15 protein-coding genes, 1 other RNA gene and 1 pseudogene are annotated in these 25,870 nt (G+C 58.4%); 11 read left to right on the top strand and 6 right to left on the bottom strand.

Annotation, left to right across the window (positions count from 1 at the left end; translation table 11 throughout):
* Positions 1–49: 49 nt before the first annotated feature.
* Both ACMGGH_RS00160 and ACMGGH_RS00165 read right to left on the bottom strand, forming a co-directional pair.
* Positions 50–337: an RnfH family protein gene (locus tag ACMGGH_RS00160; RefSeq protein ID WP_126345014.1), complete on the bottom strand. Its 288-nt coding sequence runs from the start codon at positions 335–337 to the stop codon at positions 50–52.
* A complete protein-coding gene (locus ACMGGH_RS00165; RefSeq protein WP_008502504.1) occupies positions 327–764 on the bottom strand; it encodes a type II toxin-antitoxin system RatA family toxin in 438 nt (145 codons plus the stop codon). Before ACMGGH_RS00165 ends, ACMGGH_RS00160 begins: the two co-directional genes overlap by 11 nt.
* Before the next feature lie 156 nt (positions 765–920).
* Here ACMGGH_RS00165 and smpB point away from each other — a divergent pair, with 156 nt between their 5' ends.
* Both smpB and ssrA read left to right on the top strand, forming a co-directional pair.
* Complete coding sequence (smpB, locus tag ACMGGH_RS00170; protein WP_024908331.1) at positions 921–1,403, top strand: SsrA-binding protein SmpB; 483 nt, start codon at positions 921–923, stop codon at positions 1,401–1,403.
* A gap of 89 nt (positions 1,404–1,492) precedes the next feature.
* Positions 1,493–1,856: a transfer-messenger RNA gene (gene ssrA / locus ACMGGH_RS00175) on the top strand.
* 141 nt (positions 1,857–1,997) lie between these two features.
* Here ssrA and ACMGGH_RS00180 read toward each other — a convergent pair.
* The 3 genes from ACMGGH_RS00180 to ACMGGH_RS00190 all read right to left on the bottom strand — a co-directional run bounded on the left by ACMGGH_RS00180 (position 1,998) and on the right by ACMGGH_RS00190 (position 4,821).
* Positions 1,998–3,044 carry a bifunctional transcriptional activator/DNA repair enzyme AdaA gene (locus ACMGGH_RS00180; RefSeq protein ID WP_045631577.1) on the bottom strand — a complete coding sequence of 349 codons (1,047 nt, stop codon included), beginning with the start codon at positions 3,042–3,044 and terminating at the stop codon, positions 1,998–2,000.
* Complete coding sequence (locus ACMGGH_RS00185; protein WP_063155577.1) at positions 3,028–3,804, bottom strand: isocitrate lyase/PEP mutase family protein; 777 nt, start codon at positions 3,802–3,804, stop codon at positions 3,028–3,030. Before ACMGGH_RS00185 ends, ACMGGH_RS00180 begins: the two co-directional genes overlap by 17 nt.
* A gap of 111 nt (positions 3,805–3,915) precedes the next feature.
* A complete protein-coding gene (locus tag ACMGGH_RS00190) occupies positions 3,916–4,821 on the bottom strand; it encodes a LysR family transcriptional regulator (protein WP_313900718.1) in 906 nt (301 codons plus the stop codon).
* Between the two features lie 119 nt (positions 4,822–4,940).
* On the opposite strand from ACMGGH_RS00190, the gene ACMGGH_RS00195 reads away from it, so the two are divergent.
* The 3 genes from ACMGGH_RS00195 to ACMGGH_RS00205 all read left to right on the top strand — a co-directional run bounded on the left by ACMGGH_RS00195 (position 4,941) and on the right by ACMGGH_RS00205 (position 7,294).
* Positions 4,941–5,546 carry an NADPH-dependent F420 reductase gene (locus ACMGGH_RS00195; RefSeq protein WP_063155575.1) on the top strand — a complete coding sequence of 202 codons (606 nt, stop codon included), beginning with the start codon at positions 4,941–4,943 and terminating at the stop codon, positions 5,544–5,546.
* 18 nt (positions 5,547–5,564) lie between these two features.
* Positions 5,565–6,446: a helix-turn-helix domain-containing protein gene (locus ACMGGH_RS00200; protein WP_063155574.1), complete on the top strand. Its 882-nt coding sequence runs from the start codon at positions 5,565–5,567 to the stop codon at positions 6,444–6,446.
* Between the two features lie 101 nt (positions 6,447–6,547).
* Positions 6,548–7,294 carry an SDR family oxidoreductase gene (locus tag ACMGGH_RS00205; protein WP_232948880.1) on the top strand — a complete coding sequence of 249 codons (747 nt, stop codon included), beginning with the start codon at positions 6,548–6,550 and terminating at the stop codon, positions 7,292–7,294.
* Between the two features lie 53 nt (positions 7,295–7,347).
* Here the strand turns inward: ACMGGH_RS00205 and ACMGGH_RS00210 are convergent.
* Positions 7,348–8,069: pseudogene (locus ACMGGH_RS00210) on the bottom strand (SDR family oxidoreductase).
* Positions 8,070–8,167: 98 nt separating this feature from the next.
* On the opposite strand from ACMGGH_RS00210, the gene ACMGGH_RS00215 reads away from it, so the two are divergent.
* The 6 genes from ACMGGH_RS00215 to ACMGGH_RS00240 all read left to right on the top strand — a co-directional run bounded on the left by ACMGGH_RS00215 (position 8,168) and on the right by ACMGGH_RS00240 (position 25,626).
* Positions 8,168–9,085 carry a LysR family transcriptional regulator gene (locus tag ACMGGH_RS00215; RefSeq protein WP_049136901.1) on the top strand — a complete coding sequence of 306 codons (918 nt, stop codon included), beginning with the start codon at positions 8,168–8,170 and terminating at the stop codon, positions 9,083–9,085.
* Positions 9,086–9,486: 401 nt separating this feature from the next.
* The gene (locus tag ACMGGH_RS00220) at positions 9,487–9,843 is read left to right on the top strand and encodes a hypothetical protein (RefSeq protein ID WP_028014145.1); all 357 of its coding nucleotides are present in this window, start codon (positions 9,487–9,489) and stop codon (positions 9,841–9,843) included.
* Between the two features lie 820 nt (positions 9,844–10,663).
* Entirely contained in the window at positions 10,664–20,770 is a 10,107-nt protein-coding gene (locus tag ACMGGH_RS00225) for a BapA/Bap/LapF family large adhesin (protein ID WP_232948878.1), read from the top strand.
* An 80-nt stretch (positions 20,771–20,850) separates the two neighbouring features.
* Entirely contained in the window at positions 20,851–22,254 is a 1,404-nt protein-coding gene (locus ACMGGH_RS00230) for a TolC family outer membrane protein (RefSeq protein WP_041908566.1), read from the top strand.
* Entirely contained in the window at positions 22,251–24,446 is a 2,196-nt protein-coding gene (locus ACMGGH_RS00235; RefSeq protein ID WP_420299052.1) for a type I secretion system permease/ATPase, read from the top strand. The genes ACMGGH_RS00230 and ACMGGH_RS00235 overlap by 4 nt, the downstream gene beginning before the upstream one ends.
* 10 nt (positions 24,447–24,456) lie before the next feature.
* Entirely contained in the window at positions 24,457–25,626 is a 1,170-nt protein-coding gene (locus tag ACMGGH_RS00240; protein WP_088204896.1) for an HlyD family efflux transporter periplasmic adaptor subunit, read from the top strand.
* The last annotated feature ends 244 nt before the right edge of the window (positions 25,627–25,870 follow it).

Genomic DNA, 25,870 nt, shown 5'->3' on the forward strand with positions numbered 1-25,870 from the left:
TTATCCCTTCCCCCCTTTGGGAAGAGGAACAGGGTGAGGGGAAGAAGCGCTACTTACCCGCCTTCTCCGCACGCTGGCGACGCAGCTCTTTCGGGTCGGCAATCAGAGGACGATAAATCTCCACCCGATCGCCCTCTTTCAACACGTCGCCCAGCTTCACCGGACGGCTGTAAATCCCGACCTTGTTCTTCGCCAGGTCGATATCTCTGCGAAGCTCAAGGATGCCGGACGCGCGGATAGCCGCCTCTACGGTTGCCCCCTCTTCCAGCATTACACGCTGTAGGTACTGCTTCTCCGGCAGCGCGTAGACCACCTCTACAGCAATCTTATGCGACACTGTAAACCTCTTTGGCGCGGGTGGTAAACGCCTGAACCATATTTGACGCCAGCTCTTTAAAGATGCGGCCAAACGCCAGCTCAATTAGCTTATTGGTGAACTCAAAGTCCAGATGGAACTCAATGCGGCAGGCGTCAGCGCTCAGTGGCGTAAACTTCCAGCCACCCATCAGGGTTTTAAATGGACCATCCACCAGATGCATCAAAATACTCTGATTGTTAGTCAGCGTATTGCGGGTGGTGAACGTCTTGCTGATCCCCGCTTTGGAGACATCCACCGCCGCAGTCATCTGCGTCGGGCCAGACTCCAGAACGCGGCTCCCGGTACATCCCGGGATAAACTCTGGATAAGACTGAACATCGTTCACTAACTGATACATTTGTTCCGCGCTGTAAGGAACGAGCGCAGTACGGCTAATCTGAGGCATAGCATTTTCCATGGTCACACAACGGACAAATAATAACATTTATCACCTGTTAAAAAAACGCTAAGCCTCATCTCGTGCTAAGATAGCGCGTTAGACCTCACAGGACGCAATGAGGTGACTTTTTGAAATCAGATTACCGACGGCTTTACGACACTTATGACGAAGAAAAAAGCACATAAACCAGGCTCGGCGACCATTGCGCTCAACAAGCGTGCTCGCCACGAGTATTTCATTGAAGAAGAATTCGAAGCTGGCCTTGCGTTGCAGGGCTGGGAAGTAAAATCGCTGCGCGCCGGGAAAGCCAACATCGGCGACAGCTACGTGATCCTTAAAGATGGCGAAGCCTTCCTGTTCGGCGCGAACTTTACGCCGCTGACCGTCGCCTCGTCGCACTACGTATGTGACCCAACGCGCACCCGTAAGCTGCTGCTGAACAAGCGTGAGCTGGAATCCCTCTACGGACGCATCAACCGTGAAGGTTTCACCGTGGTCGCCCTGTCACTGTACTGGAAAAATGCCTGGTGCAAAGTGAAAATTGGCGTCGCGAAAGGTAAAAAACAGCACGACAAACGTACTGACCTGAAAGAACGCGAGTGGCAGTTGGATAAAGCGCGCATCATGAAAAACGCAGGACGTTGATTCTGCACACTTATTGTACTATTCAATAAGTTAGCGTTCCGGGCTGGTATCCAGGAAGTGAAGTCTGGTATACTTAGTTCAACACTATTGGGGCTGATTCTGGATTCGACGGGATTTGCGAAACCCAAGGTGCATGCCGAGGGGCGGTTTGCCTCGTTAAAAGCCGCAAAAAAATAGTCGCAAACGACGAAAACTACGCTTTAGCAGCTTAATAACCTGCTCTGAGCCCTCTCTCCCTAGCTTCCGCTCTTAAGACGGGGATCAAAGAGAGGTCAAACCCAAAAGAGATCGCGTGGAAGCCCTGCCTGGGGTTGAAGCGTTAAAACTAATCAGGCTAGTTCGTTAGTGGCGTGTCTGTCCGCAGCTGGCGTGCGAATGTAAAGACAAACTAAGCATGTAGTACCGAGGATGTAGAAATTTCGGACGCGGGTTCAACTCCCGCCAGCTCCACCAAAATTCTCCATCGGTGATTACCAGAGTCATCCGATGAAGTCCTAAGAGCCCGCACGGCGCAAGCCCTGCGGGCTTTTTTGTGTCTGCACTTTATCCCGCAAAGTTCGTAAAATATTCCGGCAACAATGGAACATTACGCCATCAAACATTGTTTCGCTCATGCTCAATGAGCCATTCTTTGCGCGAAATACCACCGCCGTAACCCGTCATCTTTCCATCTTTGCCAATTATCCTGTGACAAGGGATCACAATCGCAATCCGGTTTGCACCATTAGCTGCAGCGACGGCGCGCACGGCATTAGGCTTATTCATCCCTAGCGAAATGGCCTGATAGTGCGAAGTCTGTCCATAAGGAACTGCACGCAACTCATGCCAGACGGATTGCTGAAAATCACTGCCCGGGGCATCCACAGAGAGCTCAAACTGTCGGCGAGTTCCGGCAAAATACTCGCTGATTTCTTTTACTGTCTGCCGGGTATGGCTGTTTTCTCCGGTGACAATTCTGGCGTTAAATAAACGCTGGATATCGCGGAATTCCGTTTCTAACATCCGGCGATCGGTAAACTCCAGCAGACACACTCCCCGCTCAGTCGCGCAGACAAACATAGGCCCAAGCGTAGTGGTAAACCGATGAATGACAATCACCTCGGTTGCCTGAGTCGGCGCTGCGCCAGTAAGCCGCTTGTAGATGTAACCAAACCCGCTCAGGGATTCATAGCCATTGTCCAGCGCAACGTCAGTAGCCGCTCGTCCGCTTTTTAGCTCCTGCAGGGCAACGTTCACCCGCTGCATTCGCTGGAAAGCCTGGAAAGTGATGCCGTGATGTTGCAGGAACCAGCGTCTTACCCGCTCCGGACTGATTCCGTGCTGGCGAAGCTGCGCGTCAGCCACACGGGATTTAATATCGCGCCTGACAAGCGCAAGCGCCTGTTCAACAAATAATGGCGCGCTGTGCGCATTTTCAGCGGGTCTGCAGACCTTACAGGGACGAAAGCCGTCCGCCAGGGCGGATTTGGCATCTTTATAAAATTCAACATTTTCGCGCCTGGGCTTTCGCGCCCGGCATACCGAAATGCAGAATACGCCAGTAGTTTTGACGCCAACAAAAAATACGCCGGTATATTCTGAATCTCGTTCGAGTAATGCCTGATACCAGATATCACACAAATTCTTATCGGTTATTTTCATCGCTAAAAAGTCCTGCAAATGACTGACGAGTTCGAATCGCATGCATTACATCACACAGCGTTGACTGCATGGCTGAATGAACAAAATTGCCCATTGAAATGCGGTTTACCCCGGCACGTTTCAGCCTGTCGAACGACGGAAGATCGGGCATACACATGACGTTCAGAGGCAGACCCGTTGCCTCTGCAATGAGGCTGATGTCTTTCTCTGACGTAAGACAGGGAACAAAAAGGCCATCAGCACCTGCGGCTTTATAGCTCTGACCCCGTAATATCGTCTCCTGCAATGCGTCATCATGCCCGAGCAGGTAAGTGTCAGTACGAATGTTCAGAAACAGGCTACAGTTTTCACTTCTCAGCGCATTGCATACTGTTCTCAGATTACGGGAAAAATCAGAGATATCGTCAAGCTGACGCTTACCATTAATGACTCTGCTGTCTTCAAGGTTAACGCCTGCTACGCCTGTCTGAGCAAGGCGCCTGAGATTAGCGACTATCTCTTCGGCTGAATCACCATATCCTGCTTCCATGTCAACGCTCAATGGCAGGCTGCTGACAGCCCGGATACGGGTGACCACATAAAATAACGCATCAAACGGCATTCCCTGCCCGTCTTCATATCCCAGCATGGACGCTATTGCTGCACTGGACGTTCCCAGTGCCTGATAGCCTGCTTCTTGCGCTGCGACAGCACTGGCAGCGTCCCAAACGTTAGCGATAAGCAGGGGCTGATCCTGGTTGTGGAGTTCTGCAAAATTCATATTCATTTCCTCTCAATAGATTGAAAATGAATCTAAGCATTCAGTATGAACGTCACAACCGAAATTCAGACGACCATTTTTTAGCAAGCGTAGTCTGGATTCGCAGACCAGTCAGATCTGTTGTAAACCAGCTGCGCTAACCTGCATTCTGAGCTTATTAATGAACCAGCGGCCAGCCGGGCCCGGAGGATGCTCTTCTAAATGCACGGCCTGCATGGCAAAACCCGGTCCGACGTCAGGCTGCATCTGCAAATTCAACGTGACCAATTTACCCGTCGCAAGATCCTCCTCAACCACTGGCAGCGGCATATAACCCCAACCAAGCCCGGCACGCAGGAAAGCGTGCTTCGCGCCCATATCGGCCAAATGCCAGGTTTTTGACGACATCACGCCAAAGCTCCGGCCCACGGTAAGCGACGAACGATCGGCCAGCACCAGTTGGACGTGTTCCGCTAAAAGCGAGCGAAGGATCGGCCCTGGCAGGCTAGCCAGCAGATGTTCAGGAGAGACAACGGCCACGGCTGGCACGTTGAGAAGGAATTCAGAGGTGCATCCAGCCGGAATATGCGGCAGCGAGCCGATAATCGCCACCCGACAGTGGCCGTCCAGCAGAGGCTGGAGAACCGCCCCTAATGCTTCCACATACAAACGCAGCGGCGTGTCGGGAAATACCTGATGAAATGCCTGCACCGCAGCGGTGAGCTGCGCAACAGGAAACATCACATCGACGGAGACCGCCAGTTCAGGCTCCAGCCCTTCGGCTAAGGTGCGCGCCTTAGCCTTGAAGGCGTCCATCCCGGCAGCGGCAAGGCGTGCCGCTTCCAGCATCGCGACGCCCGCCTCCGTCAGTTTCGGATATCGCCCCGAGCGATCGAATAATGGGAATCCGACCTGCGCCTCAAGATTGGCCAGCGTCGCGCTGACAACCGACTGCGCGCGCCGCAGTTTACGCCCGGCGGCCGAAAAACTTCCCTCATCAGCGGCGGCAATAAATGTGCGCAGTTGATCAACAGACATACCGTCCAGCATGTATCGCTCCGGCAGATGGAATCCATCTAATTATATAGGCTATTCAGATAGGACGAAGATTATTACTCTCTACGCATGTTCACTACTCTTCCTGAAGGAAATTAAGCATGAAAACAACAACTGTAGGTATTATCGGCGCTGGTGCAATTGGGCAAGCCTTTGCGAAACAGCTGGTAAATGCGGGCATGAACGTTATTCTGAGCAACAGCCGCGGGCCGGAAAGCCTGTCTGATGTGGTTGAAGGACTGGGCCGCGGGGCTAGCGCAGGCACCGCACAACAGGCCGCTGAAGCTGACATCGTTTTTGTCAGCACTAACTGGGACAAAACCGAAGCCGCGTTAAGCGGAATTACCTGGAATGGACGCATCCTGATTGACGCCACGAACCCGGTACTTTTGCCCGGCTATAAACTGGCAGAACTGGGTGGAAAAAACTCAAGCCAGCTTGTGACCCAGTGGGCGCCAGGGGCACGCGTCGTCAAAGCTTTCAATACCCTTCTTGCAGGGGTGCTGGCTCAGGATCCGGCGCAAGCGGGTGGCCATCGTGTCGTCTTTATCTCCGGAGACGATGCAGAGGCGAAGGCGGAAGTGAAAGCGTTAGCCGGGCAACTGGGCTTCGCAAGCATTGATTTAGGCAGTCTTGAGATCGGCGGGACGCTACAACAATTCCCTGGAGGGCCTCTTCCGGGGGTAAATCTGGTGCAACTGGCATAGTAAAAGGCAACGCTAACGATGACTCAGCGAACTTCCGCAGAGACGTTTGAAGAATACCTTCCCGGCAAGCTGCTCCGGGAGCATCGGGCGCAATCTTCCCGGGATGTATTCGTTCAAATTCTGGCCCGCAGACAAGTCCAGGAAAACGTCATTATTCCGGCGGTTCCGGAGCCCTTTATCGTCTGGATCCTTTCTGGTCAAGCCGTTGTTGAGGAGCGTTCCCCCGGCGAGGCGTGGTTAGCAAACCGCGTTACCGCAGGCGATTTCTTTCTCACGACGGCGGCCTCTCCCACTGAAATGCGGTGGCAAGCCGAGCCAGATAAACCGTTCGTCGTCATGCATGTGTATATCGGCGTGGCCATGATGCAGGAGTGTGAACTGCGGGAAGTCTCCGGCGCGCGCGACGAAACGCTATCCGCGCTGCTGGAGCAGATACGCCAGGAGCTGTATCTGCAAACTCCCCCAAGCGGCCCCTTTATCCAGGGGATTGCCCAAGCGCTGACGGTACACCTGGTTCGCACCTACGGCACGCATACGAAACGACACCGGGGAGGTCTGCAGGCATTTAAACTGCACCGGGTCTTTACGGCAATGCGGGAAGGGTTGGCCCAGCCGTTTGACCTGGCACGGCTGGCTAAGCTGACCGATCTCAGCGAATACCATTTTAGCCGCGCCTTCAAACAGTCGACCGGGCTTTCGCCCTCCCACTATTTTATCCGGCTACGCATGGAGGAAGCGCGTCGCATGCTGTCGGAAACCAATGATTCCATTATCAATATTGCCCTGAACGTGGGATACACCAGCCCCAGCCATTTTGCTGCCGTCTTCCTCAGGCATAACGGCGTGACGCCCTCGCACTATCGCAGCGATATCGTTCGCAGCAAAAGTCCGACAGTTTGAGCAAAAGCCCGAGCGAAGCCACCGCCTGAAACATCCATTATTGACCCGTACTTCAGACGTTCTTTCTGAAGCGTTGAAATTAACTCTCACGAGGATCAGTTATGGAACTTAAAGATAAAGTCGCTCTCATCACCGGTGCTTCAAGCGGGATTGGGGCCGCCACGGCAAGAAAATTAGCGAAACAGGGCGTCAGGGTCGGTCTCGCCGCCCGCCGCCTGGATCGCCTGCAGGCGCTGGTCTCTGACATTGAGGCTGCTGGCGGTGAAGCCATTGCGCTGGTTATGGACGTCACTGACCCGGCCTCGGTTAATGAAGGGGTCGCGACACTGCATAAACGCTATGGCCACATTGATATCGCCTTCAATAACGCCGGGCTGATGCCGATCTCTGATATTGCCAGCCTCAAAGTCGATGAATGGCACCAAATGGTAGACGTGAACGTAAAAGGCCTCTTTAACACCGTAGCGGCCGTACTACCGATTATGCAGTCGCAGCGGTCTGGTCACATCATCAATACCTCGTCGATCGCTGGGCGCAAAACGTTCCCCGGGCTTGGGGTGTACTGTGCAACGAAGCACGCCGTTGCCGCCTTCTCGGATATTTTGCGTATGGAAGTGGCGCCGCAGTTCAACATTCGCGTCACCTCACTCCAGCCGGGTGCCGTAGAAAGTGAATTATTCGAGCATATCAGTGACGAAAATTATCGTGCGCAGATGGAACAGCTGAAGGAGAAGATGACGTTCCTGAAAGCCGATGATATCGCCGACTCGATTGTTTACGTGCTGCAGGCACCGGAACATGTGGATGTGGCAGAGCTGTTTATTATGCCGACCGAGCAGCCGTGGTAAGAAAGTAAAGCGGGTCAGGCAACGGCCTGACCCGCTAATTTTCATCCGCAACGTTAGTTCGCAGATGCCGTCGGTCTGATCGTAATTTCTGTTGTATCGACACTCTCAGGCGCCTCGATGATGTGGCGCACAGCGCGGGCGATATCAGCAGGTTTGAGGGCAATAGCACGGTACGCGTCCATCGCCGCCATAGTTTCCGGGTGCGTAATGGTCGAGGCCAGTTCGCTTTCCACTACCCCAGGGTTAACGCAGGTCACGCGGATGTTCGAACTTTCCTGACGTAAACCATCCGAAATCGCCCGTACGGCGAATTTGGTGGCACAGTAGACGGCAGCCGTGGGCACCACGGACAAGGCACCAATCGAGCCGATATTAATGATTTGTCCCGAGCCCTGGGCTTCCATAATCGGCAGCACGGCGCCTATCCCCCACAGCACGCCCTTGATATTCACGTCAATGGTGCGCTCCCACTCATCCTGCTTGCCTGCCGAAAGCGGAGAAAGAGGCATGATGCCCGCGTTGTTAATCAGCACGTCAATGCGGCCCCACTTTTCACGCGCTGCCTGTACGAAGTCAGCCATCGACTGGCGGCTGGTAACGTCTAAGACTGCGGCCTCTGCTTCCCCCCTGCACTGCGGATTTCAGCAGCCAGGGCGTTGATGCGATCCAGCCTGCGAGCGCCCAGGAAAACGTTCGCGCCTGCCTTGCCTAACTCTCTGGCAATACCTTCTCCGATACCGCTTGATGCACCGGTAATTAAGATAGCTTTGTTCATATTTTGCTCCTTACGTTGAGTTCAACGTGATAATAGATACTCACCATTGTTTCTTGTATCCTGCATTTACTGGACTCACTGGTTAGCAATGTTAAACAATGAAAATCGATCTCAATCTGTTACCCGTTTTTCTGGCGGTCGCCGAGGAGCGCAGCTTTAGCGCTGCCGCCGCGCGGCTGGGCATAACCCGCTCCGCTGTCAGCCAGGGGATTAGGCGTCTTGAAGATGGTTTTCAAACCCTGCTGGTGATGCGCACCACGCGCTCGGTAAGCCTCACTGAAGCAGGGGAACGGCTGCGTAAATCGTTGCAGGCTCCCATCGCCAATATTGAAGCGGCATTTGAAGACGTCGCGTCGGACAGCACACCGCGCGGCCAGCTCAGAATAGCGGTCACCTCAATCGCGGAAGCGTTTCTCTCTGGCCCGCTGCTCGCTTCGTTTGCGGCTGCGCATCCTGCGGTATCGCTTGATATCTTCGTGTCGGACGAGGAGTTCGATATCGTGGCGGCGGGCTATGACGCCGGGGTAAGGCTGGGTGAAGTTATTGAAAAAGACATGATCGCCGTTCCCCTTACGGGTCAGCAGCGTGAGAGGGTGGTGGCTTCACCGTCCTATCTGGCGACTCACGGCGTACCTGAGCACCCCCGCGAGCTGGTGGCTCACCGGTGTATCGGCTGGCGTCCAGCCCCGGACGTTGCCCCCTATCGCTGGGAATTTGAGGAGGCGGGCGTTCCTTTCGATGTGGCGATTGAACCGCAGATCACCACAAACGATCTGCGCCTTATGCTCAGCCTGGCACTGGCCGGCGGCGGCATAACCTTAGCCACGGAGGATACATTCACTCCGTATATTGAAACGGGGCAGCTTGTTGCCCTGCTGGATACGTTTCTTCCGTCTTTTCCAGGCTTTTATCTCTATTTCCCCCAGCGTCACAATATGGCGCCCAAGCTAAGAGCCCTGATCGAGCACGTCCGCCAGTGGCGACAGCCAGCGGCAACGCACAGCGTTCAACGCTAACAAGGCCAGTAACTTTCATGCAGATTTTCCTTACCCTGCCGCTGCCCTTTGATAAACATCAACGACACCGCCCTCCTCCCATGGAAAAGTAAAAACGGACACAATTCACTCAGGGGATATGTCGTGCCGGGGATGGCTTAACGATGTATCCCGTACGCTGGACAAGACATCACACAAGGATGGAGCCTTAAAATGTACAGACCCATGGTCGTTATTTTCTTTATTCTGCTGACCCTTGCAGCCCTCATAGAAATAGGTTTTTTATCCTTCGGGTGATCCTCAAGCAAGGAAGCGCTTACCTGGGTACTTTGATCTCATTACAGTTTTTTCCTAAAGCCACCCCGCTTCGTCTGTGCCATGCTGAATCACGCTCATAACCGATAACGTTAAATGAGGATATTATGAAAAAAACAATTATCGCATTATCTGCCGTTCTGCTGGCTTCCCCAGTATTTGCTGCGACCACACATGCAACTGACGATACCGTCGCTGCGGCGAACGCAAACGCCAACGAAGCGAAGCAAAAACTGCACGAAGAGCAGAACAAAGGCGAAGAGCTGAAGCTGAAACAGCAGCATGCTGCGGAAGGTAAAAGCGAAAGCTTTGGCAGCAAAGTCAGCGAAGATTCCCAGAAAGCCTGGCATAAAACCAAAGAAGGCACCGAGAAGGGGTGGGATGCCACTAAAGAAGGCGCAGAGAAAGGCTGGAACAAAACCAAAGAAGGTGCCAGCGAGCTGGAAAAGAAAGTCACTGAATAACCGACATACTCACCTCAGGGCCGCGTTAGCGGCCTTTTTTATTGCTTCGAATAAAAGCGATACGTCGTGTATATCTGCCCCTTTTTGTTCGCCGCCTTATGACGACAGATAGGATTGATGCAAATGTCCGGATGCCCATCCCGGTGGTCATTTTTTTCACCCTCGGTATCAGGTAAATGAATGACCGTATTGAAAATACAGCAGGTTATTATATTTCTTACTCGCAGTAGCATAATTCCAACACCACATAAAAATATATTTTAAATCCCTATTAATATAATATATCCTACATCAAGAATGTTATCCTAACTTAAACCATGATTAAGCAGCTTTAAATAATAACATTTTTAATTGCATTCAAAAAGGACACTACCAATTATTAAACTACATCTAAAAAACAAATAAAAAAGCATACCGCAATCAGAAAAAATACAACAAAAACAATCTAATAATAAAATAAATACATAAACCTCATCAATAAATTAATGGCCTCTTTACGACCTACCTCTTTATTTACGAAAGCTTAATTTGCACATTCACCGTTTTCTGGCTATATCATTTTTATATCCTCAAAACCAAATCCTCTATTAATTACAGGGTTTTATAAGGCACAAAATACGCATAACAAACATTCTGTCTCGTAAGTAATTACATTCGCTCTGATGTTGCCACTCTGAATCCTGGCGGGCATCGTTCGCTCTAAAAAAGACGGTGAGTGCTGTTTAAAAAACAGTAACTCCGCCGGGGGCGCCCTTTACCTTCTCCAGAGATGGCTCGTCTTGCTCGTCGTTCACGATAACTCTGCTGGAGTAATACCTAAATGAGCCAAATCTCTGTTATATCAAAACTCACTGGCGTGGAAACGACTACGGAAGGCGCACAGGTTACGCTGAGCCATTCCTCTATCGTTGAGCTTCATGTAGAGCGAGCCGATGTCTCCCACTTCGCGCGAAGTGGTAACGATCTGGTGGTGACACTGCACTCAGGGGAAGTGATCACCCTTAAAAATTTCTATGTCACCGACGCACAGGGCGTGAGCCAGCTGGTGCTCCAGGAGAGTGACGGTGCGTTATGGTGGATTGAAGATCCCACCGGGGCCGCCACGTACGAATCCATCGCGTCCACGGACGCCTTGCTGGCCGCATCCGGGAGTGATGCAGGTGGTGCCGCCATCTGGCCGTGGGCGCTGGGCGGCATTGTCGCGGCTGGCGCCATCGCGGCGGTGGCAAGCTCCAGCGGCGGCGGCGGGGATGACGATGATGGGAATAACAACAATCCTAACCCTAACCCCAGTACGCCAGTCGATCCCACCAACCCGGATACAACACCGCCGAATGCACCCTCCGGCCTTAAGTTCTCGTCGGACGGTAAAAGCGTCACCGGTACCGCCGAGCCCGGCAGTACCATCACGCTGAAAGACGCGAACGGCAACGTCCTTGGCACCGGAAAAACCGGCAGTGACGGCAACTTTACCGTGTCTCTCGGCACTCCGCTGACCAACGGCGAACAGGTGACCGCCACCGCGACGGATGCGGCCGGGAATACCAGCCAGGGCACAACGATTACGGCGCCGGATCTCACCGCACCCGATGCCCCAACGATCGGCAGCGTGACGGACGATATTGATCCTCAAACGGGGTCGGTCACAAACGGCGGCAGCACCAACGATCCACGCCCGCAGCTCAGCGGCACTGCGGAGGCGGGTTCCACCGTAACCATCTATGACGGCGGAGTCGCCATTGGCACGGCGCTCGTCGCCAGCAACGGCACCTGGACATTTACCCCGTCAACCGATCTGACTGAAAGCACCCACCAGATTACCGTGCGGGCAACCGACGCCGCCGGCAACCTCGGACCGGCCTCACCGGTATTTACCCTCACCGTGGATCTTACCCCGCCGACCGCTCCAACCGCGATTGTGCTGACCGACGACACGGGTGCGATCAGAGGGACCATAACCGCAGGCACGCCTACCGATGCGTCAAAGCCGATCCTGGCGGGAACGGGCGAGCCCGGTGGCACAATCACTATCTACGATAACGGCGTCGCGGTTGGAACCACAACGGTGCTGCCGAACGGCACCTGGAGCGTCACACCAGACGGCCCGCTCGCGGACGGAACGCACACGATAACCGTCGTTGAAACCGATGCAGCCGGAAACCAGAGTGCGGCCTCAGAGCCGATCATCTTCACCGTGGACACCACGCCGCCGCTGGCCCCCGGCGACCTCGTCGTATCGAATGATGGCGGCACCATCACCGGCACCGCGGAGCCTGGCAGCACGGTAACCATCCGTGAAGGCGACGCTATCCTTGGCACCCCGGTGGCCGACAGCGAGGGCAACTTTAGCCTGACGCTGACCCCGCCTAAGCTCAACGGCGAAATCCTGACCGCAGACGCCACCGACGCTGCGGGCAACACGGGGCCAGCAACCTCCGCAGCAGCGCCGGATATCACCCCACCGCAGGCCCCGGTTATCGTGTCGGTGATTGACGACGTGCTGAACACAACCGGTCCCGTGGACCAGAATGGGCTGACCAACGACCGGGCGCCGACCCTGAACGGCACGGGCGAACCCGGTTCGACCATCACGATTTTCAACGGCAGCGATATCATCGGCACGGTGGCCGTCCCCTCATCCGGCCTGTGGAACTTTACGCCGCCCTCACCGCTGGCCGATGGTACGTACGTGCTGACGGCGACGGCAACGGATGCCGCCGGTAACCCGAGCGGACAATCGAACGCGTGGACCATTATCGTCGACGGGACGGCACCGGCCGCCCCGGTGATTACGCAGGTCGTTGACGATGTGCCCGGACGAACCGGCTCGCTCGACCTCAATGAGACCACCAATGATTCAACCCCGACGCTCAGCGGTACCGCCGCGGCCAACGCCACGGTCACCATCCGCGTGGATGGGGTTGATATTGGAACCACCGTCGCCGATGGCCTCGGCGCGTGGAGCTTTACTCCGGACACCCCGATCGCTGAGGGTCAACATACCCTGACCGCCGTCGCAACTGACGCGGCGGGCAACATTAGCGACGTATCCAACAGCTGGGGCATCATCATTGACAGCGTTGCCCCGGATGCGCCGGTCATTACCCAGGTGGTGGATGACGTGCCAGAGCGCCTCGGCGCGCTCAACTCTGGCGACAGCACCAATGACACCACGCCGACGCTCAACGGCACCGCGGAGCCGGGCTCAACCGTCACCATCCGCCAGGACGGCGTCGATCTCACTACCATTGTGATCGACAGCAGCGGCACGTGGACCTATACCCCAACCACACCGCTTGTTAACGGCACCTATACCTTTACCGCCGTCACCACCGATGGAGCGGGTAATACCAGCCAGCCGTCAGGCGGCTTTACCCTGACCGTCGATACTACACCGCCAGCGGCGGCCACCATCGCCACCGTAACCGATGACGTCGGCGGCGTTAACGGGCCGCTTACCAGCGGCGACACCACCGACGACACCCAGCCGCTGCTGCAGGGCACCGCGCCGGCAGATACGGTAATCACCGTCTATGACGGTACCACCCTGCTCGGCACCGCGACCCTCGACGGCAGCGGCGGCTGGAGCTTTACCCCCGTTATCCCGCTCACCGACGGCCCGCATACGCTGACGGTTCATGCCACGGATGCCGCGGGCAATACCACCATCTCAACGCCGTTTGAACTGACGGTAGATACCGTTCCGCCAGCCACGCCGGATATCCCGGCAATCACCGTCAATCCTGACGGTACAGAAACGCCGCTGAACCCGGGAGAAACCACCCGCGACACCACGCCGACCCTGAGCGGCACCGGCAATCCGGGCGATACCGTGACCATCTACAACGGTGGGGTCAAGCTTGATGATGTGCTCGTGGACGGCACCGGCAACTGGACCTGGACGCCAGCTACCCCGCTGCCTAACGGCACCTATGACATTACCCTGACCGTCACCAATATGGACGGCACGGGCAACGAAAGCGCCCCGTCCCAGCCGGTCACCATCACCATTGATACCGATGCGCCAACAGCACCAGCAGCACCGGTGATTACCGACAGCGTCAGCCAGATAACCGGCCCCGTTCCCGATGGCGGAACCACCAACGATCCGCGCCCGATCCTGAGCGGCACCGGCACGGCGAATGACGTTATCAACATCACTGATACCGTTAACGGCACACCGACCATCGTGGGCACCGTGACGGTAGACAGCAACGGCAACTGGAGCTGGCGTCCTGACAGTAATATTGGGGAAGGCAGCCACGTCTATACCGCCACCGCCACCGATGAGGCGGGCAACGTCTCTGACCCGTCGCCAGCGATTACGATTACCGTGGATACCGTAGCACCGGATGTCCCGGTGTTTGACGCCGTCGGGGGCCAGCCGAATGGGGGCTTAATCACCGATGCGACGCCAACCGTCGGAGGTACCGGCACGACTGGCGACACGGTCATCGTTTACAACAACGGCGTTGAGGTAGGACGTGTCGATGTCGTTAACGGAGAATGGAGCTTTGTCCTGCCACCACAGCAGGACGGCCTGCTGAACATCACCGTTGCGGGAGTCGATGCCGCGGGTAACGTCAGCGCGCCGAGCCCGGTCGTTTCCGTCACGCTCGATACCCTTGCGCCGGAAATCCCCGTCATTAGCGCCGTTGCTGATAGCCAGCTGTCCAACAACCAGCTGTATACGCAGGACGGCACGCCAACCCTTACCGGGACCGGTGAGCCGGGAACTACCGTGATCGTTTCCGTAAACGGCACGCCATCTGCCGTGACGGTAACGGTGCAGCCGGATGGCACCTGGAGCTGGACTGCCGACGCGACGCTGCCGGATGCTACATATACCTTCACCGTCTCTTCCAGCGATCCGGCGGGTAACCTCTCTGGCAGTTCAGCACCGCTGAGCGTGACGGTCGATACCGTCGCCCCGGCCGATCCGGGCAACATGCTCCTGGCTGATGAAGGGACACCGCTGACCGGTACCGGCGAAGAGGGAAGCACCATTACCGTGAAAGACAGCGGTGGCACGGTCATTGGTACCGGCGTTGTCGGCAGCGACGGCAGCTTCTCCATTGCGCTAAGCCCGGCGCAGCTGGATCCAACCACGCTGACCGTGACCGCCACGGACGCAGCAGGAAATGCCAGCGCTGACGTGCCTTTTATCGTCACCGACTCGCCGCTTGAGCTGCCGCAGGTTCCCGTTATTACGGCCATCGTTGATGACGTGGACCCGGTCACCGGCGATGTGAAAGGCAAAACCACCAACGACACCACGCCAACGCTTACCGGTACGGCCGAAGCGGGCAGCGTGATTACTATCTATCAGGACGGTAGCACGACGCCATTAACAACGGTGACCGCCGACGGCAGCGGCAACTGGAGCTATACGCCGGCCGCGCTTGGCGAGGGGCTGCACACCTTTGAGGTGACCGCGACCGTCAACGGTGCCACCAGCGGCCGCTCTCCGGCGGCCAGCGTAACCGTCGATCTGACCGCGCCGGGCACGCCAGCTATTGGCTCGGTCATTGACGACGTGGGTCCTGTCACCGGTCCGCTGACCAGCGGCCAGACCACCAACGACAGCCAGCCGACCCTCACCGGCACCGGCGCAGTGGGTGATACCATCTCCATCTACAACAACGGCGTGCTGCTGGACAGCGTGGTGGTTGGTAATACCGGCACCTGGAGCTACACCACGCCCGCCCTGCCAGAAGGCAGTAATGTTCTGACCATCCGCGAGACCGATCCGGCGGGAAATCAGAGCGGTCCTTCGGCGGACTTCACCATCGTGGTGGATTCCATTTCCACCACGCCGGTCATCACCAGCGTAACGGATAATGTGGGCAATACCGCCACCCCGGTAGCCAGCGGCAGCGAAACGAACGACGCCACGCCAACCCTTTCGGGGACAGCGGACGCAAACAGCATCGTGACCATTTTCGATGGCGCTACCCAGATTGCCGTGGTTACGGCTGATGGCACCGGCGCGTGGAGCTTTACGCCAGGGACCGCGCTTGTCGAAGGGCCACACGCGTTCACGGTTCAGGCAACCGATCCGCAGGGTAACCTGAGCCTGGTCTCCGCCCCGTGGAGCGTGGTGGTTGACCTTACGGCGCCGACGGTTCCAACGCTGGATACGGTAAGTGATAACGTCCCTGGCGGCGTTACGGGCAACCTCACCAGCGGGCAGGCGACCAACGACAATACCCCAACGATTAGCGGCACCGGACAGGCAGGCAGCACCATCTACATCATGAATAACGGTACGCAGTTGGGTACGACGACCGTCGACGGAAACGGTAACTGGTCCTTCACCCCGACCACACCGCTGGACGACGGCAGCTACTCCCTGCGCGCGTACGCAACGGATGCCGCGGGCAACGCCTCGGCGAACTCGTCGGTCTTCGCCTTCACCGTCGATACCGCAGGCCCTGGCGTGCCGGTGGTGACCAGCGTGATTGACGATGTCGCACCGACCACGGGGACGCTCACGTCGGGTAACAGCACTAACGACGCGCGTCCGACCTTCAACGGTACGGGCGACGTGGGTTCTACGGTGCACGTGATTGTTGATGGCAACGAAATTGGCACCGCCGTGGTCAATGCCCAGGGAAGCTGGACCTTCACGCCGGGTACCGATCTGATCGACGGACCGCATGCCATTACTTTCAACGCCACCGACGCAGCGGGCAACGTGGGTACTGCAACGGCACCGTTTAACCTGACGGTGGATACGGGCGTGCCGTCTGCGCCGGTCATTTCAGCCGCGGCAGATAACGTGGGCAGTATTCAAACCCCGCTCACTTCCGGGCAAAGCACCGACGACACCACGCCAACGCTGAGCGGCACCGCGACGGCCAACGCCACGGTCACCATCTATGAAAACGGGCAGCCTGTCGGCACCGCGCTGGCAGACGGTACCGGTGCATGGAGCTTTACGCCATCCACGCCACTGGCGGCTGGCAGCCACACCTGGACCGCCACGGTCACCGATGCCGCAGGGAACATCAGCCCCTCCTCGCCAGGCTTTACGCTGGTTGTCGATAGCACGGCACCCACCGCGCCGGTTATCAGCCAGGCGATTGACGATGTGGGGAGCATTACCGGGCCAATCACGTCCGGGCAGACGACCGACGACACCGTACCGCGGCTGGTCGGAACCAGCGAACCGTTTGCCACCGTGAATATCTATGAGGGAACCACGCTGGTCGGGACGGGCACCGCAGACGGCAGCGGCAGCTGGAGTATCTTACTCAATACCACGCTGACAGAGGGAGCGCACAGCTTCACCGCGCAGGCTACGGATGCCGCAGGCAACACCAGCGCTTCGTCCGCAAGCTTCAGTCTGACGATTGACACCGCGCCGCCAGCGCTGCCGGTGCTCACCAGCATTCTGGATGACGTCGGCAATGCGGCAACGCCAGTCGCGAACGGAGGAATAACCAACGACGCGCAGCCAACCCTCAGCGGTACGGCGGAAGCGGGTTCTACGGTGAAAATCTTCGATAACGGCGTGCAGATCGGCAGCGTGATCGCCACCGGCGGGGCGTGGAGCTATACGCCTTCTCCGGCGCTGGGCAACGGCCCGCACACGTTGACCTTTACCGCCACCGATGCGACGGGCAATGCCAGCGCGCCAACCGCCGGGTACACGATTAACGTCGATACCCTTGCTCCGGCAGCGCCGGTCATCAGCTCGGTAATTGATGATGTCGGTAGCGTCATCGGTCCGGTAACCGGTACCAACCCGACCAACGACACGCGTCCGGCCCTGAGCGGGACCGCCGAAGCGAATGCAACGGTACGGATCTACGATGGCATCACGCTGGTGGGCACCGTCACCGCCGACGGCAATGGCAACTGGACGCTGCCGGAAACCACCACGCTGACGCAGGGCACCCACAACTTCACCGCCACGGCCACCGATGCCGCAGGCAACACCAGCCCGGCATCGGCCGTGACGACGATTATCGTCGATCTGACCGCGCCAACGGCCCCAACCGGAACCTTCAACGCCGACGGTAGCGTATTAACCGGCAATGCTGAAGCAGGCAGTACCGTCACCATCCGTCTCACGGACGGCTCGACGGTCACGACCACAGCGGGCAGCAACGGCACATACAGCTACACCTTCGTTAACAAACAGACTGAAGGCCAGACGCTGCAAATCACCGCCACCGACGCGGCGGGCAATATCTCGCAGCCCGGCTCGGCGCTCGCGCCAGTGGTGCCGCTCTCCGCCAGCAATAATGTCGAAGAGCTGGATCTCAGCACCACGGCCACCGTCACCAACAGCCAGTACAGCGACTACGGCTTCCTGCTGGTCGGCGCCGTGGGCAACGTCCTGACGCTGCTCGGTAATGACACCGCTCAGGTCAACTTCACCGTGGGCAGCGGCGGCAGCGCGGATATCGTCGTGAACGCCAACGCCACGGGCGCGGTGCTCTCTCTGCTCAACACCCTTGAGCTGGTGGTTCAGCGCTTTGACACCGTTAACAACACCTGGACTACCGTAGTCGATACCGGACAGCCGCAGTTTGCCGACCTGCTGACCCTGGGGGCAACCGGCGTTTCGCTAAACCTGACCGGGCTGGCGGACGGCAACTACCGCGTGCTGAGCTATAACACCAACCTGCTGGCAACCGGCTCCTACACCAGCCTCGACGTGGCGGTGAAAGAGACCGGGCCGGGCACCGTTACGGGCGACACCAGCCTCGGCGGTAACGTGATCACCGACGTTGACCCAACCGCAGGCAGCGACAACGCTCCGGCAGGGGCAACGGTCACGGCCGTCACTAACGCCCAGGGTGTCACCACCAGCGTCACTGCCGACGGCACGGTGATCCAGGGTCAGTACGGTACGCTGACCATTAACCGCGACGGCAGTTACACCTACGATCTGACCAACACCAGCGCATCGGTGATTGGCCGGACGGAGAGCTTCAGCTACACCATCACGCATAACGGCGTCAGCGCGTCGGCGAATCTGGTGCTGTCGCTGGGCACCGGTACCGCCACCAGCGGTATTGTCGCGGTTGACGATACGAACTCGCTGACCTTCGATACCACCGTCAACGCGATTAACAACGGTACGTCGTCCCAGGGCGGCTTTACCCTGGTGGGAATCAATCTCGGCAACACGCTGGGGCTGAACCTGCTGGACGATATGACCAATCCCATCATCTATAACGTGGAGGAAGGCACTACCCGCACCATGACCATCCAGGCCTCCGTGGGCGGCGTGGCGCTGGCGTCGGTGTTTGATCTGTACGTCTACAAGTTCAACAACGCGACCCAGACCTTCGAGCAGATGCGCGTTGAACCAGGCTGGCTGCGCGCGCCGCTGCTGGGCGGCACCTCGCCTCAGCTGACGCTGCAGCTGCCGGCCGGTGAGTACCTGTTCCTGCTGAATACGGCTGCGGGGATCACCGCCCTGACGGCCTACACGCTGAACGTGCTGCAGGATCATGTCTACAGCGTGGCGAGCGTCAGCGCGAGCACTACCGGGGACGTTCTGTCGGATGATATTGCGCCAGTCGGCACGCTGGTGACGGAAGTTAACGGCGTAGCGGTGAACAGCAGCGGTCTGACGAACATTACCGGCGAGTACGGTACGCTGAGCATCAACGCGGCCGGGGAGTACACCTACACCCTGAATAGCGGCGTCGGCGTTGACCACATCAGCACCCCGGATACCTTCGTCTACACCATTACCGCACCGGACGGCACAAAAGACACGGCTTCGCTCAACATCACCCCAACCGCGCAGCCGATGAATGCGGTGAATGATGTCAGCACCGCGATGGACGTGACGTCGGTACACCACACCGCCGCGTACTCGGATACAACCGTCGGGTCGGCGAGCTGGAACGCCGCGCTGCTCGCTTCAACCCAGGGCTCCGGCTCCGGCACCTTCGTGGTGGATGCCAATACCGCGCTGCACAACGTGGTGCTGTCGTTTAACGTCGCCTCGTTGCTGACGCTTACAGGGTTGACGGTTGACTGGACGCTGACCAACGGCGCCACCACCGTCAGAACCGGCTCGTTCAACGGCGGGCTGCTGCTGGGCGGCACGGCAACGGTCAACCTGACGGGTCTCGACCTGGAGGCGGGGACCTACACCCTGAGCTATACCGGCAGAATGGGGCCGCTGGGAGTAGGAAATATCACCATCACCCCAAGCGTCACCGGCACAAGCTACTCGCTGTCGCAGTTCGACGCCACGGGCACCCACACCGTTGACGGCAACATTTTCGACGGCACCGGTTCCGCAGGGACGATGGACCAGCTGCACTCGGTGGATACCCGCGTGAGCATTACCGGCTACGACGGCGTTACCACTACGCTGGATCCCTACACCGGCAGCACGCAGTCGAGCATCACGGGTCACTACGGCACGCTGGCGATTGCCGCAGACGGCAGTTACACCTATACGCTCAACCCGGGGATATCGCTCTCTACCATTACCACGAAGGAGGTCTTTAACTACACCCTGACCGATGCCAACGGCACCACGGACACCGCGTCGCTGACCATCAACATGGCGCCGAAATTTATCAGTTCGGAGCATAACGATGTGATTAGCGGTACGGCCTACGGCGACACGCTGATTTATCAGGTGCTGAACAGCACGGCGGGCAACGCGACGGGGGGCAACATCACCAGCGCTGGCGGCGACCACTGGACGAACTTCTCCCTGGCGCAGGGAGACAAGATCGACATTGGCGATCTGCTGGTGGGCTGGGACGGTAATACCGCCTCGCTGGGGAATTATATCAATGTCACGCAAAGCGGTAGCAACACTGTGATCTCCATCGACCGTGACGGCGCAGGGAGCACCTACACTAATACTGCACTCGTTACGCTTGATAACGTGCAGACCACGTACGACGAGCTTGTGAACCAGCAACACATCATTACCTGATAGCACCTGCAGGACATGACCCGGGCGCACAGCGCCCGGGCATAAATAATAAAGCTGTACTTATTTATTAGGGACAAGACATGGGAATAAAGATGCCTTACTGGTGGCTCTCGTGCTGCCTGATATCTGTACCCGCCATCGCGGCAAACCCGGCGGCAACCATCAATACCGGACAGCTCCGCGAAACGCAGGAACTCCCCTCACTGAATGGCCGCGTCGCCCCGGTGGCAGGCAAAGCCGCTCCCGGTTCACTACAGCTTGGCGAGGCCGTTAATCGCGCCGTCACCTGGCACCCGGCGATCGCTGAAGCCGTGGGCAAACTCTACGAACAGAACGAAGAGGTCGACGTCGCCAAATCGAAATACTATCCGCAAATCAACGCCGGCATGGACAACGGGTATTCCCACGACGGCGACCAGAACGGCTTTACGCCGTCGCTGGTGCTCTCTCTTTCACAGATGCTCTACGACTTCGGCAAAGTGGCAAGCCAGGTGCGGGCCGAAAACGCCGGGGTCGCCCAGCAGCAGGCCAACGTGCTGGTCAGCATCGACACCATCGCCCACGATACCGCTATCGCCATGGTGCAGGTGCAAACCTGGCAGCAGATGGTCGACACCGCCAAAGAGCAGCTTGACGCCCTCTCATCAATAGGCACCCTGACCCGCCAGCGTAACGACGAAGGGGCCACCTCGCTCTCTGACGTGGTGCAGACCGACGCGCGCATTGAAGGGGCGCGCGCCCAGCTGATGCAGTATCAGGCCAGCCTCGACAGCGCCCGCGCCACGCTGATGAGCTTTCTCGGCTGGAACAGCCTGAACGATATCAGCAATGACTTTCCGCAGAAGCTGGCCCGCAGCTGCGATATCGCCGAGCCGGACGATCGCCTGGTGCCTGCGGTCCTCGCCGCCTGGGCACAGGCGAACGTCGCTCAGGCTAACCTTGACTACGCCGACGCGCAGATGACGCCTACCGTCTCGCTGGAGCCGGAAGTTCGTCACTATCTGAACGATCGCTACGCGGGTAACGAAACGCGGGACCGCACCCAATATTCCGCCTGGGTGAAAGTCCAGATGCCGCTCTATCAGGGCGGCGGACTCACCGCCCGACGCAACGCCGCCGGTCACGCGGTGGAAGCGGCGCAGTCGACCATTCAGCGCACGCGCCTCGATGTCCGCCAGAAGCTGCTGGAGGCCCGCAGCCAGGTCATGAGCCTGCAAAGCACGCTGCAAATTCAGGGCCGCCAGGAGGCGCTCAGCGCCCGCACCCGCGAGCTCTACCAGCAGCAGTATCTCGATCTCGGCTCACGCCCGCTGCTGGACGTGCTCAACGCCGAGCAGGAGGTCTATCAGGCGCGCTTTACCCAGCAGCAGACCCTCGGTCAGCTGCATCAGCTGCAGCTCAACTGCCTCTATAACACCGGGCAATTGCGTCATGCGTTCGATCTTGATAACCGCACCATCCAGACCGTGGAGATCCAGCCATGAAGCAACGCGACATCCCGCAGGGGGAAACGATGACGGATGAGGCGCTGGAGCAGTGGGCTCAGGCGTTTGGCTTTGTCGCCACGCGCTACCGCGTTGCCTGTTCGCCAGGCTCGCTCGTCGCGGGCGCGCCGTGGCTGATAGGCAAACCGATGGTGCCCGCGCTGACTCAGCTTGCCCGTGAAGCCGGGCTGACGTTCCAGCTGCTGACGGCCGATCAGCAGTCGATCAACAGCTGGCGTCTGCCGGTGGTGGTGGCGCTGAACGACGGAAAAATCGGCGTGATCGAGAATTTCGACGGAGACGATACGCTCGAGGTCAGCTTTTTCGACGACAAGACATACACCAACCGCCTGTCGATGAGCGCAATGTTGCCCGCCATCCGCCACGTTATCGCCCTGCGTCCGCTGGCCGCGCTGAAAGACAGCCGCGTGGACGCCTACATCTCAAAGTACCGTCCGGACTGGCTCTACCGGCTGGTGATGCGCGACCTGCGCCCCTACAGCTGGGTGATGCTGGCGGCGCTGTTTATCAATGTGCTCTCCCTCTCCGGCATTGTCTTTTCCATGCAGGTGTATGACCGGGTGATCCCCGCCCAGTCCTACCCGACGCTTTACGTGCTGACCATCGGGGTGCTGATCGCCACCCTGTTTGGCTTTGTGCTGCGCGTTGCGCGCGGGCACATTATGGATCTGCTGGGCAAACGCTCGGATCTGCGCGTCTCTGATCGCGTGTTCGGCCACGCGCTGCGGCTGCGCCACAGCGCCATTCCGCGCTCCACCGGCAGCTTTATCTCCCAGCTGCGCGAGCTGGAGCAGATCCGCGAGATGGTCACCTCCTCCACCATCTCGACGATTGTCGATCTGCCCTTCTTCTTCCTGTTTGTGGTGGTGCTGGCGATCATCGCCCCGCAGCTGGCGTGGATCGCCCCGGTGGCGGCAGTGATCATGGTGCTGCCGGGCCTGCTGCTGCAAAAAAAGCTGGCCGAGCTGGCGAAGCAGTCGGCGCATGAATCCACCCTGCGCAACGCGGTGCTGGTGGAGAGCGTGCAGGGGCTGGAGGACATCAAGCTGATGCAGGCGGAGAACCGCTTTTTGCAGCAGTGGAACAGCTATATCCAGATCACCGCAGAATCCGGCCTGCGCACCCGCGAGCTGACCCAGAACCTGATCAGCTGGGGGATGACCGTCCAGAGCCTGGTTTACGCCGCCGTGATCGTGGTTGGCGCGCCGATGGTGATTGACGGCACGCTGACCACCGGCTCGGTGGTGGCCGCTTCGATGCTGGCCTCCCGGATGATCGCCCCGATGGCGACGCTGTGCGGCGTGCTGGCCCGCTGGCAGCAGGTGAAAGCCGCCAAAGAGGGGCTGGACAGCATTATGCAGCTTCCTACTGAAAATCAGCGTGAAGAGACGCCGATCCGCCAGGACGTGCTGCGCGGACACTATCTTTTCGAGCAGGCGCAGTTCCGCTATCAGCCGGAAGATCCGCGCATGGCGCTGCGCATTAACCGTCTGGAGATCAGGCCGGGCGAGAAAGTGGCGATCCTCGGGCGTAACGGCGCGGGCAAATCCACTCTCCTGCAGGCGATGGCGGGCGGCATGGATCTGGCGGCCGGCGAGTTGCGGCTCGACAACCTCAGCCTGCCGCATCTGGACGTGGCCGACGTGCGGCGAAACGTTGGCTTTATGACCCAGAACGCGCGGCTGTTTTACGGCACCCTGCGCGAGAACATCACCCTCGGCATGCCCCGCGCCACCGACGAGGAGATCTTCGAGGTGCTGGAGATGTGCGGCGCGGCCAGTTTTGTGCAGAAGCTGCCAAAGGGGCTGGACTACCCGATCATGGAGAACGGCGTGGGATTGTCCGGCGGTCAGCGGCAGTCGATTCTGCTGGCGCGGATGCTGCTGCGCGATCCGAATATCGTGCTGATGGACGAGCCGACCGCTTCCCTTGACGAACACACCGAGCGGGAATTTATCCAGCGCCTGGGGGCGTGGCTCGGCAACCGGACGCTGGTTGTCGCCACCCACCGCGTGCCGGTGCTGGAGCTGGTGGAGCGCGTGGTCGTGCTGAAAGATGGGATGCTGGTCATGGACGCGCCAAAAGCGCAAGCGCTGAACAACAGCCGCATGCAGCAACAGCAGCAGGCAGCAACCGGACGGGAGTGGAAAAATGAAAATCAGTCAGCGTGACGTAGCCGCGATGGACGATCTGGATAATGCGCTCGACTCCGAAAGCGGCTATACCGGCGCGCGGCGGATTGTGATCTTTTCGCTGCTGATGTTTGTGGCGCTGGGCGTCTGGGCGTGGTTTGGGATGCTGGATGAAGTCTCAACGGGAACCGGAAAAGTGATCCCCAGCTCGCGCGAGCAGGTGCTGCAGTCGCTGGACGGGGGGATCCTCACCGAGCTGAACGTTCACGAGGGCGATCAAGTGCAGGCCGGACAGGTGCTGGCGCGGCTGGATCCTACCCGCTCGGAATCTAACGTCGGCGAAAGCGCGGCGCGCTACCGCGCGTCGCTTGCCTCCAGCGCCCGTCTGTACGCCGAGGTGAACGATCTGCCGCTGAAGTTCCCGCCTTCGCTGGAGAAATGGACCGAACTGACCGCCGCCGAAACGCGGCTCTACAATTCGCGCCGCGCGCAGCTGGAGGACACGCAGCGTGAACTGCGTTCAGCGTTAGATCTCGCAAACAAAGAGCTGGCAATCACCCAGCGGCTGGTAAAAACCGGCGCCGCCAGCCACGTGGAAGTGCTCCGCCTGCAGCGGCAGAAAAGCGACCTGGAGCTGAAGCTCACCGACGTGCGTTCCCAGTACTACGTTCAGGCGCGCGAGGCGTTATCCAAGGCCAACGCCGAGGTGGATATGGTCTCGGCGATCCTCAAAGGCCGCGAGGATTCCGTCACCCGCCTGACGGTAAAATCCCCGGTGCGCGGGATCGTGAAAAACATCAAAGTCACCACCATCGGCGGCGTGATACCGCCCAACGGCGAGCTGATGGAGATTGTGCCGGTGGACGATCATCTGCTGATTGAAACCCGCCTCTCGCCGCGCGATATCGCCTTTATCCACCCGAACCAGGAGGCGCTGGTGAAGATCACCGCCTACGATTACGCCATCTACGGCGGGCTGCACGGGGTGGTGGAGACCATATCACCGGACACTATCCAGGACGAGGCCAAGCCGGAGGTGTTTTACTACCGCGTGTTTATCCGCACCAGCCAGGATTACCTGGTGAATAAGGCGGGCAGGCATTTCTCGATCGTGCCGGGGATGATTGCCACAGTGGACATCAAGACCGGAGAGAAAACGGTACTGGATTATCTGATCAAGCCGTTTAACCGGGCGAAGGAGGCGCTGAGGGAGCGATAGTCTTCGCCGGGCGGCGGCTACGATCTTCCCCTTCCCCCTCTCCCTAAAGGGGCGAGGGGATGATTCGCTGCTCGCAGTAATTTGTGGGGATTCTTCAGCCCTGTGGGAGAGGGCTGGAGTGAGGGCATCATGCCGCACCCACACCACAATCCCCCTTTTCTGGAATCCGCCTCGAAGAAACCGCTTTTAATGACGCCTTCCGCTTTCCTTCAGCCTGCATCAGGGTAACATAGCCGCCAATCGA

Origin of the sequence: Enterobacter sp. BNK-16 (assembly GCF_048684955.1) — a bacterium.
GTDB classification, from domain to species: domain Bacteria; phylum Pseudomonadota; class Gammaproteobacteria; order Enterobacterales; family Enterobacteriaceae; genus Enterobacter; species Enterobacter bugandensis.